Origin of the sequence: Halogeometricum pallidum JCM 14848, from assembly GCF_000337095.1 — an archaeon.
Classification (GTDB): Archaea; Halobacteriota; Halobacteria; order Halobacteriales; family Haloferacaceae; genus Halogeometricum; species Halogeometricum pallidum.
The window spans coordinates 25,958-39,173 of the sequence record NZ_AOIV01000002.1; the positions used below are offsets into that span (position 1 = coordinate 25,958).

At 70.3% G+C, this 13,216-nt stretch carries 17 protein-coding genes; 10 read left to right on the top strand and 7 right to left on the bottom strand.

What is annotated here, in order from left to right:
• Positions 1-32: 32 nt before the first annotated feature.
• The gene (locus C474_RS00350; RefSeq protein WP_008382843.1) at positions 33-866 is read right to left on the bottom strand and encodes a hypothetical protein; all 834 of its coding nucleotides are present in this window, start codon (positions 864-866) and stop codon (positions 33-35) included.
• A gap of 156 nt (positions 867-1,022) precedes the next feature.
• Between C474_RS00350 and C474_RS00355 the strand changes: the two genes are divergently transcribed.
• The 3 genes from C474_RS00355 to C474_RS00365 all read left to right on the top strand — a co-directional run bounded on the left by C474_RS00355 (position 1,023) and on the right by C474_RS00365 (position 3,213).
• Positions 1,023-2,567, top strand: coding sequence for an acyl-CoA carboxylase subunit beta (locus C474_RS00355; RefSeq protein WP_008382844.1), 1,545 nt, complete (start codon positions 1,023-1,025; stop codon positions 2,565-2,567).
• A complete protein-coding gene (locus C474_RS00360; protein ID WP_008382845.1) occupies positions 2,564-2,851 on the top strand; it encodes a hypothetical protein in 288 nt (95 codons plus the stop codon). Before C474_RS00355 ends, C474_RS00360 begins: the two co-directional genes overlap by 4 nt.
• 77 nt (positions 2,852-2,928) lie before the next feature.
• Positions 2,929-3,213, top strand: coding sequence for an amphi-Trp domain-containing protein (locus C474_RS00365; RefSeq protein WP_008382846.1), 285 nt, complete (start codon positions 2,929-2,931; stop codon positions 3,211-3,213).
• Between the two features lie 60 nt (positions 3,214-3,273).
• Here the strand turns inward: C474_RS00365 and C474_RS00370 are convergent, their stop codons facing one another.
• The 5 genes from C474_RS00370 to cofD all read right to left on the bottom strand — a co-directional run bounded on the left by C474_RS00370 (position 3,274) and on the right by cofD (position 6,965).
• On the bottom strand, positions 3,274-3,468 hold the full coding sequence (locus tag C474_RS00370) for a 30S ribosomal protein S17e (RefSeq protein WP_008382847.1): 195 nt from the start codon (positions 3,466-3,468) through the stop codon (positions 3,274-3,276).
• 217 nt (positions 3,469-3,685) lie between these two features.
• The gene (locus tag C474_RS00375; RefSeq protein ID WP_008382848.1) at positions 3,686-4,306 is read right to left on the bottom strand and encodes a DUF447 domain-containing protein; all 621 of its coding nucleotides are present in this window, start codon (positions 4,304-4,306) and stop codon (positions 3,686-3,688) included.
• Positions 4,303-5,175 carry a triphosphoribosyl-dephospho-CoA synthase gene (locus C474_RS00380; protein ID WP_049916614.1) on the bottom strand — a complete coding sequence of 291 codons (873 nt, stop codon included), beginning with the start codon at positions 5,173-5,175 and terminating at the stop codon, positions 4,303-4,305. Before C474_RS00380 ends, C474_RS00375 begins: the two co-directional genes overlap by 4 nt.
• Positions 5,172-5,972 (bottom strand): tRNA-dihydrouridine synthase, encoded by an 801-nt coding sequence (locus C474_RS00385; protein WP_008382851.1) that lies wholly within the window; start codon positions 5,970-5,972, stop codon positions 5,172-5,174. Before C474_RS00385 ends, C474_RS00380 begins: the two co-directional genes overlap by 4 nt.
• Complete coding sequence (gene cofD, locus C474_RS00390; protein ID WP_008382853.1) at positions 5,973-6,965, bottom strand: 2-phospho-L-lactate transferase; 993 nt, start codon at positions 6,963-6,965, stop codon at positions 5,973-5,975. It abuts the gene before it with no gap.
• 92 nt (positions 6,966-7,057) lie between these two features.
• On the opposite strand from cofD, the gene C474_RS00395 reads away from it, so the two are divergent.
• The 5 genes from C474_RS00395 (at position 7,058) to C474_RS00415 (ending at position 11,228) form a co-directional block, all read left to right on the top strand.
• Positions 7,058-7,681 (top strand): hypothetical protein, encoded by a 624-nt coding sequence (locus tag C474_RS00395; RefSeq protein ID WP_008382855.1) that lies wholly within the window; start codon positions 7,058-7,060, stop codon positions 7,679-7,681.
• A 150-nt stretch (positions 7,682-7,831) separates the two neighbouring features.
• Positions 7,832-8,221 (top strand): DUF5518 domain-containing protein, encoded by a 390-nt coding sequence (locus tag C474_RS00400; RefSeq protein WP_008382857.1) that lies wholly within the window; start codon positions 7,832-7,834, stop codon positions 8,219-8,221.
• Between the two features lie 115 nt (positions 8,222-8,336).
• Positions 8,337-9,563: an HD domain-containing protein gene (locus C474_RS00405; RefSeq protein ID WP_008382859.1), complete on the top strand. Its 1,227-nt coding sequence runs from the start codon at positions 8,337-8,339 to the stop codon at positions 9,561-9,563.
• A 60-nt stretch (positions 9,564-9,623) separates the two neighbouring features.
• A complete protein-coding gene (locus tag C474_RS00410) occupies positions 9,624-10,637 on the top strand; it encodes an amidohydrolase family protein (RefSeq protein ID WP_008382860.1) in 1,014 nt (337 codons plus the stop codon).
• A 75-nt stretch (positions 10,638-10,712) separates the two neighbouring features.
• Positions 10,713-11,228 carry a universal stress protein gene (locus C474_RS00415; RefSeq protein WP_008382862.1) on the top strand — a complete coding sequence of 172 codons (516 nt, stop codon included), beginning with the start codon at positions 10,713-10,715 and terminating at the stop codon, positions 11,226-11,228.
• Here C474_RS00415 and C474_RS00420 read toward each other — a convergent pair.
• Positions 11,225-12,277: a bifunctional biotin--[acetyl-CoA-carboxylase] synthetase/biotin operon repressor gene (locus C474_RS00420; protein ID WP_008382864.1), complete on the bottom strand. Its 1,053-nt coding sequence runs from the start codon at positions 12,275-12,277 to the stop codon at positions 11,225-11,227. The two genes, C474_RS00415 and C474_RS00420, sit on opposite strands and share 4 nt — an antisense overlap.
• A gap of 88 nt (positions 12,278-12,365) precedes the next feature.
• On the opposite strand from C474_RS00420, the gene C474_RS00425 reads away from it, so the two are divergent.
• Together C474_RS00425 and C474_RS00430 are read left to right on the top strand one after the other, a co-directional pair.
• Positions 12,366-12,944: a maltose acetyltransferase domain-containing protein gene (locus C474_RS00425; protein WP_008382867.1), complete on the top strand. Its 579-nt coding sequence runs from the start codon at positions 12,366-12,368 to the stop codon at positions 12,942-12,944.
• Positions 12,945-12,988: 44 nt separating this feature from the next.
• Complete coding sequence (locus C474_RS00430; protein WP_049916615.1) at positions 12,989-13,195, top strand: hypothetical protein; 207 nt, start codon at positions 12,989-12,991, stop codon at positions 13,193-13,195.
• The last annotated feature ends 21 nt before the right edge of the window (positions 13,196-13,216 follow it).

Sequence of the window (13,216 nt, forward strand, 5' to 3'; positions counted from 1 at the left end):
GCGTTCGGCGCGTTCGAGGCGTTCGGACCGGCTCAGACGCTACTGCTCGCCGCCCCGTCCGTCGTGTCCAGCGCCGAGATGTCGAAGTACTCGGCCTCCTCGGGGACGAACACCCGCTGGCTCACCTGCCGGTTGTCGTCGGGACGCAGGTCGTTCTCGCGGCGTTCGACCCGGAGCATCGGCGTGTGCGCCTCGTCGTAGAACGTGAGTCGGACCACGCCGTCGCGCGTCTCGCCCTGGTTGACGAGCGTCGCGTCGAGCGTCACCGCCTCCCCGCGGACCGCCTTCGCCGACTCGACGTGGCCGCCGTCGTCGGTGAGTTCGGCGCCGGAGACGTGGAGGGTCTCGGAGGCGTCGTTCTGCGAGTCGCGGTAGATCTGAATGCGGTTCTCGATACTCTCAGCCTGCCTGTCGGCGTCACCGGAGAGTCGTTCGCGCATCGAGACGACGACGCCGTCGATGTCGTCGGCCAGCGACGCACGCGAGGTGCCGGCGTCGGCGTCGCGGCCCCCGTACTCGTCGAGGAGCGAGCGAATGCGGCTCAGTTGGTCTGAGACGTCGGCGTCGGCCTCGCGTTCGATACGGTCCAGCGCGTCGCGCACGTCGAGGATAGGGGGGAGTTCGCCCCCCGCGGATCCGCCCGTCTCGTCCGACTCCTCGGAGGCGGCTACCTCGTCGGCCGTCGAACCGGTGTCGGGGCTCGGGCTGCTGCCGGCCTCCGTGTTGGCTCCCGACGCCTCGCGGCTGGTCACCGTCGTGTCGCTGTCGACGTCCTCGCCCGAGCGACGGTCGTTCGAGCGGTGGGACGCATCCTGGTCGAACGGTTCCGACTCCTCGTCGTCGTCGCTGGTGTGGCGATGGGACATACCGCTCGGTACCGACCGGCGTCGCGTAAGCGTGACGGCAGTCCGGCCGGGAGGGAGATACGACGAACGTCGAACCTCCGCGTACCCTATAGCGGAAACCCTTTTGCGTCCCGTCTGGACGTTCGTGATAATGAGTGCAGGTGGTCCGGCGTGACGATGGACGACCGTATCGACGAACTCCGCGAGAAGCGCGAGCGAGCGCTGAAAGGCGGCGGCGAAGACCGCATCGAGTCCCAACACGAGAAGGGGAAGATGACCGCCAGAGAGCGGATCGATTACTTCCTCGACGACGGGACTTTCAACGAGTTCGACCAGTTCCGAACGCACCGCAACCACAAGTTCGGGATGGAGGAGACGCAACTGCCCGGCGACGGCGTCGTCACGGGCTACGGCGACGTCGACGGGCGCAAGACGTTCGTGTTCGCCCACGACTTCACCGTCTTCGGCGGCTCTCTGGGCGAGGTGTTCGCCGAGAAAGTCTCGAAGGTGATGGACAAGGCCGTCGAGGTGGGCGCGCCCGTCATCGGTCTGAACGACTCCGCCGGCGCCCGCATCCAGGAGGGCGTCCAGTCGCTCGGCGGGTTCGGGGAGATATTCAGACGGAACACCGAGGCCTCCGGAGTGGTCCCGCAGATTTCGGCCATCATGGGACCGTGCGCCGGCGGCGCCGTCTACTCGCCCGCCATCACCGACTTCACGTTCATGGTGAAGGACACGAGCCACATGTTCATCACCGGCCCGGACGTCATCAAGACCGTTACGGGAGAAGAGGTGACCTTCGAGGAACTCGGCGGCGCGATGACGCACGCCTCCGAGTCGGGCGTGGCGCACTTCGCCTGCGACTCCGAGGAGCAGGCGCTGGACCAGATTCGACTGCTGCTGTCGTACCTCCCGCCGAACAACGTGGAGGACCCGCCGCGCGTCGAACCGTGGGACGACCCCGAACGCGCCGACGAGTCTCTGAACTCCGTCGTCCCCGACCAACCGCGCAAACCCTACGACGCCCACGACGTCATCGACGGCGTCCTCGACGAGGGGTCGTTCTTCGGCGTCCACGAGGAGTTCGCCAAGAACATCGTCGTCGGCTTCGCCCGCCTCGACGGCCACTCCGTCGGCGTCGTCGCCAACCAACCGCGCGTGAACGCGGGAACCCTCGACATCGAAGCCTCCGAGAAGGCCGCCCGCTTCGTGCGCTTTTGCGACTCGTTCAACGTCCCCATCGTGACGTTCGTCGACGTGCCGGGCTTCCTCCCGGGGACGGACCAAGAGCACGGCGGCATCATCCGTCACGGCGCGAAACTGCTGTACGCCTACTCGGAGGCGACGGTTCCGCTCATGACGGTCATCACGCGGAAGGCCTACGGCGGCGCCTACGACGTGATGGCCTCGAAGCACCTCGGCGCGGACGTCAACTACGCGTGGCCGACGGCCGAAATCGCCGTGATGGGCCCGCAGGGCGCGGTGAACATCCTCTACAGCGACGAACTCGACGCGGCCGAGGACCCCGACGCCCGCCGCGAGGAACTCATCGAGGAGTACCGCGAGGAGTTCGCCAACCCTTACACCGCGGCGGACAGGGGATTCCTCGACGGCGTTCTCGAACCGACGGAGACGCGCGCGCGACTCGTCGAGGACCTGGAGATGCTCCGCTCGAAGCGGAAGTCCCTGCCCGACAAGAAGCACGGTAACATCCCGATATGACCGTCGAGGGCGCCGACCGGACCGGCGGCGTCGGCCTCTCCGTCCCGGAGACGGCCGACGAGGACGAGGCGGCGGCCATCGCCGCCGCCGTCGCTGCGCACCTCCGCGACAGACGGGCGGCCGCGGCGGCCGCGGCCGCCGCGGACGAGGGAGACGACTCGTGGGACGGCGAGCGCTGGTCGTTCGCCGGGCGGTTGGACGGCGTCGGCCGGCGCGCCGCGCGCGTCCCGACGGGTGCGCCGCGCGACGGATGGACCGCCGCCGGGCGCACCGACCGGTTCTGAGCGACGACTCCGCCCTCGGGACCGTCTCTCGAAACGAGGGGCGGACTTAACCTCCCTCGCCTCCACTAATCGGACGTATGCCCGAAGAGACGCTGTTCAAATCCGAAAGCACGCAAAACAGAGAAGATATCGCGTCGTATCTGCGAAAAGTCGCTGACAATCTCGAAAACGGGAATTCACTGACGCTGCGCACCGGCGACCAGTCGGTGACGATGGACCCGCCGCCTCGACTGACGTTCGAGGTGAAGGCCGAACGCGAGGGCGCGACGGGGAAGCCCGGCGAACTGAGCGTGGAGTTCGAGTTGGAGTGGGACGAGAACGGCGGCGACGGCGGGAGCGGCGGAAGCCTCGAAATCGAGTGATTCGGGAATCGATGCGCCGCTCTCGGGTCGGTCGATGTCGCGTCGAAAAAGCGCTCCCGTCTACGCCGTCTGGGCCGCGCCGCCCTTCTTTCGCGTGATGTAGCCCGCGATGCGGTTCCGGACGCCCTTCGACTCGACGTTCGTCAGTTCGCTGACGCTCTTCTTGTTCGTCTCGAAGTCGGCGTTGAACGCCTGCGGATACTTCTCCAGCAGCACCTTTCCGAGCTGTTTGACGTATTTGGGTTTGATAGCCATGCCCGACGATACCCACAGAGCGCACTAAAACGATTCGTTCCGCTCCCGTCGGCCCGAGCGGTCGGGACGCGGGTCGTCCGGGCGAGGTGGCGTCCCCACCCTCGGTCGGCCCGCCGTCGGCTACAGGCGTTCTCGCCAGCCCGATACCTCGTCTATCGTCTCGAACGCCTCTTTCTCCGCCGCGCCGCCGCACCNCCCTCGGTCGGCCCGCCGTCGGCTACAGGCGTTCTCGCCAGCCCGATACCTCGTCTATCGTCTCGAACGCCTCTTTCTCCGCCGCGCCGCCGCACCGTTCGACGGTGTCCGCGAAGTACGCCAGTCGGGAGAGCAGTTCGTCGGTGTCGTACGCCGGCACGTCGAGGCGCGACGCCGCGACGGTGGCGTCTATCACGGCGGCGAACCCCCGGTTTATCGTCGGCACCGTCTGGGAGACGACGCGCACCTCTGCGGGGCGGAGTTCCCACTCCTCCCAGCGCGTGCCGCCGCGTTCGCCGCCGTCGACGCGCCGAACCTCGACTTCGGCCCACGCGTGCGCGGCGTCGAGGACGGGTGAGTCCTCCTCGCGCACCGTCATCGCCGCCGAGACGAACTCCCGGGGGTCCGAGACGAACTGGACGACCCCGCCGCCGCGCTGGTGGAAGTTGCGCCTCGTGCGCGTGTTCCCCCACGTCGTCGCCGTCACCGGGTCCCCCGACTCCTCGGGCGCGTGCAGGCCGAGAGCGGCGACGTTCCAGCGGCCGTTCGGACCGAGCGTCGTCACCACCGACTCGGTGACGCCGCGGAGGGCGACGGGCCACCCGTCGACCGTCGCTTCCCCCTCGGGTCCCGGACCGCTCACACCGACAACCCCCGTTCGAGGGCGACGAACGTCGCCGCGCAGACGAGGTCGGCGGTCGTCCCGGGGTTGATTCCCTCCGCGACGAACGCCTCCGCCAGTTCGGCCATCCGTTCGGGGTCGCCGCGGGCCTCGGCCACCCGGCGGCGCACGTCGGCGGCCACCTCGGGGCCGTGGTTCGTCCGCACGAGGGTGTCCTCCCCCTCGGTGAGGCGGTTCACGAAGGCGCGGGCGACCCTGTCCGGCGCGGGGCCGTCGTCCGCGAGGATGGTGTCGGCGACGTCGAACGTGTGAGCGAACCCGTCCGCCCACTCCGCGGCGTTGCCGTCGCCCTCGCTCGCGGCCATCACGTCGGACAGGGTCAGCCCCCGTTCCCTGAGCGCCGGCACCGCGTCGCTCCCGCGGCGCACGTCGAGGTCCGAGAGGTTCTCCGGCGGGTCGTCGACGGCCACGTCGACGTGCTCGAACGCGCGGTAGAAGTCCGCGGCGTCCGCGACGGTGGTGGATTCGACGACGTCGGCGGCGCCCGCGGGCGAGAGGTCGCCCGCGGCCGCCGCGCGCACGAGGGGAACGAGGAGGAGCAGACAGCCGAACTGGGTGTTTCCTCCCTCCTGGTGGCGCATCCCGCGGACGCTCCGCTCGAAGGCGACGCCGACGGGCGCGCCCGACGCCGCCCGGCGGAGGCCCTCGTTCGACCCGACCGCGCCCGCGAGGAAGTGCTCGAAGCGGAGGTCCGAGAGGTCGCGCGCGCGGTCGACGTTTCCCGGTTTCGGCGTCCCGGCGACTTCGAGCAGGAGCGCGAGTTGGGCGTTCTCCGCGGGCGTTCGGGGACTCGGACGTTCGGACCGGTCGGGGTTCCCCGCGCCCGTCACCGTCGACCCTCCGTCGCCCCCGCCGCCGTCTCGGTCCCCTCCCGTCCGGCGAACCACTCGTCGACCGCCGCGCGGACGTCCCGGAGGACGCGCGGGTCGGTGCTCGGTCGGCCGACGCTCACCGCGTCCGCGCCGTAGTCGAGGTACTCGCGGACGCTTTCTTCGCCCCGGACCTCGTTGTTGGCGACGACGAACAGGGGTGCCTCGGACACCTCGGCGACGACGGCCTTCGAGTCCATCGCGTCGACGTGTATCGTCGACGCGCCCGCGCCGGCGAGTCGCTCTGCGGTCTCCGCGAGGTCGACGCCGTCGACTTCGGCGCGGACCTTCGCGCTCACCGTCGCCCCCTCGTCGGCGGCGGCGGCGACGTACTCGCACAGTCTGTCCGTGTCGCGGAGGAGGCTCTCCCCGCACCCGACGGCGCGGAGTTCCTCCTGCCGGCAGTGGGCGTTCACTTCGAGGACGGCGCCGCGATCCGCGCAGACCGCGGCGGCCTCGCGGACCGGTTCGACCGTCGCGCTCCGGACGTTGACGCCGACTCGGAGGTCGGTCTCGGCGAGGGCGTCGAGTTCCCCGGCGACGAACGCGAGGGGGTCATCGGGCAGGAACTCGGTTCGGTCGCGCGCGACGAGGTCCCTCGCGGCCGCCCTGCTCTCGGCGTCGAGGGCGATGCCGCCGAGGAACGCCATCCCGGCGTGGGGGGCGGCCGCCCGCGCCCACGCGGCGTCGCTCTCGCCGCTGAGGCTGGCGAGGGCGACGCGCGGTTCGAACTCGAACTCCGGTTCGGATTCGACCACTCAGGACACCTCCGCGAGCGCGGATTCGACGGCGCGGGCGACGCGCGCGGCGTCCTCGGGGCCGTCCATCCTCGTGTCGGTCCTGACGACGGGCCGGTCGAGGTCGGTTCCGTCCGCCGAGTCGAGGACGAACGCGTCCGCGAACGGGTAGGCGTCGGCGACGCCGCGGGTGGAGGGGTCGAGGCCGACGCCGTCCATCAACTTCGCCGCGGGACCGGAGAACACCCGGTCCTCGACGAACGGCGAGACGGCGACGACCGGCGTCGAGTCGAGGGCGTCCCCGAACGCCTCCATCGCCAGCATCGGCCCGAGGCTTGTGACGGGGTTCGACGGGCCGACGACGACGGGATCCGCGAGAGCGCCGAGGACGGCGTCGGTGGGGTCGGCCTCGCCGGCCCCCCGGAACTCCACCTCCTCCACTCGCGGTTCGGCGCGGCGGTGGACCCAGTACGCCTGAAAGTGCATCGTCCCCTCGTCGGTGTGAACGATGGTGGCGACGGGGTCGTCCGACATCGGGAGGAGTTCGCGTTCGAGGCCGAACGCGTCGGCGAGCGTCCGCGTCACCCCGGTGAGCGAGTTCCCCTCGTCGAGGAGGGAGGTTCGGGTGAGATGCACCGCGCGGTCCTTGTCGCCTATCTCCATGAACTCCGCGACGCCGGAGAAGCGGCGCCACCGGGAGATGTCCCGGCCGGACACCTGCGCCTCGTCGCGGAGGTAGCGCGGTCCGCCGTCGAGGCCGGCGGCCTCGGCGAGGCGGTGCAGTTCGTCGTCCGTCGCCGTCGTGTCGCCCTCGATGCCCCACCAGCGCTCGGTGTCGAGGACGCCGCCGCCGTGGAACAGCACGGTGTCGACGTCCGGACAGACGAGGTGTCCCCCGAGTTCGACGTCGTCGCCGGTGTTGGCGACCACCGTCGTCTCCGCGGGGTCGAACACCTCGCTCGCGCCGTCGAGCAGTTTCGGGGTGCCCGTCCCCCCGGCGAGAAACGTGACCATGTTCCCGTAGAGGCCGACGGGCGGTTTCAAGGTTGCTCACCGGCGCGCGTCGACCGACAAGGCCTTTCCGACCGCCGGACCGAGACGCGGTGATGGCTGACCTCTCCGCCCGCGTCCGCGTCGTCGCGGCCGCCCTCCTCGTCCTCCTCGCCCTCGTCGCGCCGGCGTACGGCGTCCTCGCCCTCGGCGACGTCTCCGCCGCGGAGTTCCAGTCCTCGACGACCGGTTCGACGGCGACGGCGTCGACGACGACGAACGGGTCCGACCCGGTCGTCGCCAACGCGACGCTGGTCGTCCGCGCCCCCGACTCGGTCCGCCCCCATCTCGAACAGAGTCTCAGCGAGTCGTTCGCCGAGCACGGATTCGACGTGACCGTCGCCTCCGAGATTCCCGACGACGGCTCCCCCGTCCTCGTCGTCGCCGTCGACTCGTGGAACGCGCGGTGGAACCCGGCGACGCCCTCGGCGACGATAGAGTGGCGCGCCGCCTTCGACGCGAACGGGCACGAGGAGCACGTGGCGGCCGCCCTCGCGAACGACCCGATTCGCTTCGACTCGCGGAACGGGTCGGACGTCGTCGCCGCCGGCGACTACCGACTCGACGACCGCGGGACGGGACTCGTCTCGCGCCCGGCGTACGACCGCCACCTCGTGGCGGCCGTCAGCGAGGAGACGGCGCGGCGGATGCTCGACGCGATTCCGCGCGAGGCGGCGTGACCCGACGCCGAGTGGGCCGCCGAACGGTCCGACCAACGGTGGATGACCGCGTCACCGCCTGACGGACGTTCGGGCGCATCCGACGGGGAACCGGACAATCACGGAACGCCGCGAACTCGTTTACGTACTGACGCGGCGTATAGAGTCCTCATGAACTACAGAGCGCTACTCTCCGGGCTGTTCGTCGGCGTCGCGGTGGGACTGATGGGCGGACCGGGACTGCCATACGCCGAGTCTGACTTCCCGATGCTCGGGGCGGGGCTCTCCGGACTCCTCGCCGGCGGCGTCGCCGGCTACGTCAACGCCGGAACGGTAGGACGCGACGCCGCGCACGGCGTCGTCGCCGCAGTCGCCGGCAGCGCCCTGCTCGGGGCGGTCCTGCTGGCGCTCGGCGCGGTCACCCCGACGTTCGGCCTTACGGCCGGCCTCGCGACGCTGCTGTTCGTCACCGTGACGGTCGTCCCCGGTACGCTCGGCGGCGCGCTGGGCGGAACGCTGGCCGACGCGGGCGAGGCGCGGCGGCCCGAACCGACCGCCTGATTCGGAGCAGTGCGTCGGCCGTCGGACCCGCGCATCGACCGTCCGTCGGCGCGCGGCGACTGGCCCGAAGACCCCCGTCCGACGTTTTTTACCCGGAGACGACCCAACGCTCGGTATGACGACCATCAAGGACAGCGTCCACGACCACATCGAGGTCGAGGGCGTCGCCGAGGCCCTCCTCGACACCGAGGAGGTGCAACGGCTCCGGCACATCAAGCAGTTGGGGACGGTGCAACTCGTTTACCCGTCGGCGAACCACACGCGGTTCGAGCACTCGCTGGGCGTCTACCACCTCGCCTCCCGCGCCCTCGACCACCTCGGCATCGAGGGCGTGCAGGCCGAGCGAATCCGCGCCGCCTCGCTCCTCCACGACGTTGGTCACGGGCCGTACAGCCACAACATCGAGAGCGTCACCCACCGCCACACGGGGAAGTACCACGACGACGTGCACGAACTCATCGCCGAGGGCGCGGTGGGGCACGTCCTCCGCGAACACGACTTAGAGCCCGCGACGATAGCGGACCTCGTGGCCGGCGAGGGGAAGTACGGCCAACTCGTCTCGGGCGAGTTGGACGTCGACCGGATGGACTATCTGGTGCGCGACGCCCACCACACCGGCGTCCCGTACGGCACCATCGACCACGAGCGACTGATCCGGGAACTCACCTTCGTCGACGGCGAACTCGTCCTCGACGAGGGGAACGTCCAAACGGCCGAATCGCTGCTGCTCGCCCGCGCGTTGATGAACCCGACCGTCTACCAGCACCACGTTGCCCGCATCTCGAAGGCGATGCTCAGGCGGGCGACCGAACGCCTCCTGCGGCAACCCGACCTCACGCCCGACCAACTCCGTCGCATGGACGACCACGACCTCATCGCCGCCCTCCGGATGACCCCCGAAACCGGCGCGTTCGCCGAACGCCTCGGCAGTCGGAACCTGTTCAAGCGGGCGGTCTGGGCGGAGATGGACGCGGTCCCGAACGACGTCGTCGACGCCGACCACGGCGCCTACCGGGAGTTCGAGGCCGCCATCGCCGACCGGGCGGGCACCGACCCCGAGTCGGTCATCGTCGACGTTCCCCCGCGGCCGTCGATGACCGAATCGACCACCCGCGTGATGGTCAGCGGCGAGATACGCCGCCTCGGCAAGCAGTCTCCGCTCGTCTCCGCCCTCCGGACCGCCCAGAGCCAGCAGTGGCGCTTCGGCGTCTACGCGCCCGCCGACGAGACGGCCGCCGTCGGCCGCGCCGCCGTCGAGGAGATGGGCCTCGACATCGACGGCGCCCTCGTCTCCGACGTTCGCCACGGCGTCAACACGACGCTGGACGAGTTCGCGGAGTAGAGTGGAGACTCCGATTCGGAGGTCGGGAGTTTCAAGCGCTCGCCGGCGGGAGTACCGACCATGATAGTCGAAGGAACCGTCCTCCGCGGCCGCGAGTTCGACCCGGTCGAGGGTCGGGTCGTCGTCGAAGACGGCGAGATTTCGGCGGTCGAGGAGGCGGACGTGGATTCCGAGCGCATCGTCCTGCCGGCGTTCGTCAACGCGCACACGCACATCGGCGACTCCATCGCCAAGGAGGCGGGGTCGGGGCTGTCGCTGGACGACTTGGTCGCGCCGCCGGACGGCCTGAAACATCGACTGCTCCGCGCGGCGAGTCGCGAGGAGAAGGTCGAGGCGATGCGGCGGTCGCTCCGCATGATGCAGGCGACGGGGACGGCGACCTGCATCGAGTTCCGCGAGGGCGGCGTCGAGGGCGTCGAGGCCATCCGCGCGGCCGCGGACGGACTCGACATCGACCCCGTGGTCCTCGGCCGCGAGACGGCCGACGCGATGCGCGCGTCCGACGGCTTCGGCGCCTCGGGCGCCCGCGACGCCGAGTTCGCCGACCTCCGCGAGGCGACGCGGGAGGCGGGAAAGCTGTTCGGCATCCACGCTGGCGAACGCGATTCGCTCGATATCGACCCGGCGCTGGACCTCTCGCCGGACTTCGCCGTCCACATGGTCCACCCCGAGGCGTCGCACCTCGACCGCATCGAGGAGAGCGGGGTGCCGATAGTCCTCTGCCCGCGGTCGAACCTCGTCACGAACGTCGGCGTCGCCCCGGTCCGCGACTTGGTCGACCGGACCACCGTCGCCCTCGGGACGGACAACGTGATGCTCAACTCGCCGTCGATGTTCCGCGAGATGGAGTTTCTCAACAAACTCGCGGACGTGTCCGCCGCCGAGGTGCTGCGGATGGCGACGGTCAACGGCGCCGAGTTGGCCGGCAAGAACTACGGCGTCGTCGAGGAGGGCCGAGAGGCGAAACTGCTCGTCCTCGACGGCGACTCGGACAACCTCGCCGGCGCGAAAGACCCCGTCCGCGCCGTCGTCAGGCGCGCGGGGCGGGCGGACGTCACCGACGTGCTCCTCTGACGCCGGGTTTCGGTTCGTAACACCTCCGGCGGATAGCGTTAAGGCGCTGAGCCGACTATCGTGCGGTGAGTTAACATGATGTATCAGCGCATCCTCGTCCCGACCGACGGTTCCGCCGGGTCCGCACGCGTCCTCGAACACGCCGTCGGGCTCGCGGCCGTCCACGGCGCGACCGTCCACGCTCTGTACGTCGTCAACACCGGGAGCTACGCCGGCCTCCCGATGGAGTCCTCGTGGGAGGGGTTAGACGAGATGCTGCGCTCGGACGCCGAGGCCGCGATGAAGGAGGCTCGCACCGTCGCCGAGAACGCGGACGTACCCGTCGAGACGACGGTCGCCGAAGGGACGCCGAGCCGAGAGATCGTTCGGTTCGCCGAGCGAGAGGGCTGCGACCTCGTCGTGATGGGGACGCACGGCCGCGGCGGCATCGACCGCCTGCTCCTCGGCAGCGTCGCGGAGAAGGTCGTCCGCGCCTCCGAGGTGCCGGTGCTGACGGTCCGCGTCGGCGACGCCGATCAGGAGACCGAAGACGAAGCGGAGTCGGACGCCGAGACGCAGTCAGACGCCGGGGCGGGCGTCGAGGCGGACTAACGCGAACGCGCCGGTCGGAGGTGCTCGCAGTCGCCCGCGTGGACGACGCGTTCGCCCTCGTCGGTCCGCACGACGAGCGCTCCGGGCGTGCGCACGTCGACGGCTTCCCCCTCGACGACGCCGCCCGGCGTCTCGACGCGCACGTACTGCCCCAGCGTCGCGGCGTGTTCGCGCCACGCCGGGAGAATCGAGTCGGGGTCGTCGGTCAACTCGGCGAACGTCTCCAGAACCCGTTGGCAGAACGTCCGCCCGTCCACGTCGCCGACCGCTTCCCGAACGGTCGTCGCGCCCGGCGGGAGGTCGGCGGCGTCGACGTTGACGTTCACGCCGATGCCGACGACGACCCACGAGACCCGGTCCGCTTCGCCCTCCATCTCGGTGAGCACGCCCGCCAGTTTGCGGCCGCCGCGGTCCGGTTTCGCCGTCGATTCTTCGACCCGTTCCCCGTCAGCGTCCGCCGATGTGTTTTCGTTCGTTTCACTCACGAGAACTCCGTCAGCATCCGCCGACGTGCCCTCGTTCACTTCGTTCACGAGGACGTCGTTCGGCCACTTTATCGACGCGTCCACGCCCGCCTCGCGCGCCGCCCGCGTGACGGCGACGGCGGCGGCGAGCGTGTAGAGGGGCGCGTGCGCCGGCGGAACCTCGGGTCGGAGGACGACGCTCGCCCAGACGCCGCCCGCGGGGGCCGTCCACTCGCGGCGGAGTCGCCCCCTGCTCCCGGTCTGTTCGCCGGCGACGACGACGACGTCCGAGGCGCCGTCGGCGGCGAGTTCGCGCCCCCGGTCGTTCGAACTCCCGAGTCTATCGTGGTACTCCACCTCGTAGGGCGCGCCGAGGCCGAACTCGATGGCCGCCGCGCCGTACTCGGGCACGTCGGTGATCCGGTAGCCGTCCTCGCCGCTCTCGACGCCGAACCCCTCCTCGCGGAGGGCCTCGACCTGCTTCCAGACGGCGGCGCGGGAGACGCCGAGTCGGTCCGCGAGTGCCGGCCCCGTCGTCGGCCCCTCGGCGAGGGCGTCGAGGAGGGTGCGGCGCGTCTCGTTCATACCGGGGGTGGGAGAGACGGGGAGAAAAGCGCGGGGGTTCCCGCGGCGGCGCGCAAGAACGAAGTCCGCCGGCGACGAGGGGAGAACGATGCCCCCGGAGCGAGACGGAGAGACGGAGACCGAGAAGGAGAAGATGCTGGCGGGGGAACTCTACGACCCTTCGGACCCGACGCTGGTCGAAGAACGGCGCGCGGCGCGCCGACTGACCGAGGAGTACAACGCGACGGGCGTCGACGAGGACGACCGCCGGGAGGATATCCTCGGAGAACTGTTCGGGTCCGTCGGCGAGGACCCACTCGTCGAACCGACGTTCAAGTGCGACTACGGCTACAACGTCCACGTCGGCGACCGCTTCTTCGCCAACTTCGACTGCGTCGTACTGGACGTCTGCCGCGTCGAGTTCGGCGACGACTGCATGCTCGCGCCGGGCGTCCACGTCTACACCGCGACGCACCCCCTCGACGCCGCCGAACGCGTGGTCGGCGAGGAGTACGGAAAGCCCGTCACCGTCGGCGACCGGGTGTGGTTCGGCGGGCGGGCCGTCGTCAACCCCGGCGTGACCATCGGCGACGACAGCGTGGTCGCCTCGGGCGCCGTCGTCACCCGCGACGTTCCCGACGAGGTGGTCGTGCAGGGTAACCCGGCCGAAGTCGTCAAGCAACTCTGAGCCCGGCCGGTAGGTCTTTGCACGCGCTGGGAGTCGTCTCGACCGTGCCTGACTTCGGAAACCCAGCCGGTTTCGACATCGCGACGGTACTGACCGGTTCGGGGATCACGTTGCTTCTCTCGGCGGGTATCATGCGCTACGGCGAACGGTTCCAGTACACGGCCGCGGAACTGTACGGCATCGGCGGCGCGGCGCTTATCGCCGTCGGCGTCGTGTTCGGCCTGATTCTCGTTCTCACCGGCAACCGCTGAAAAGAGACGACCGACGCATCG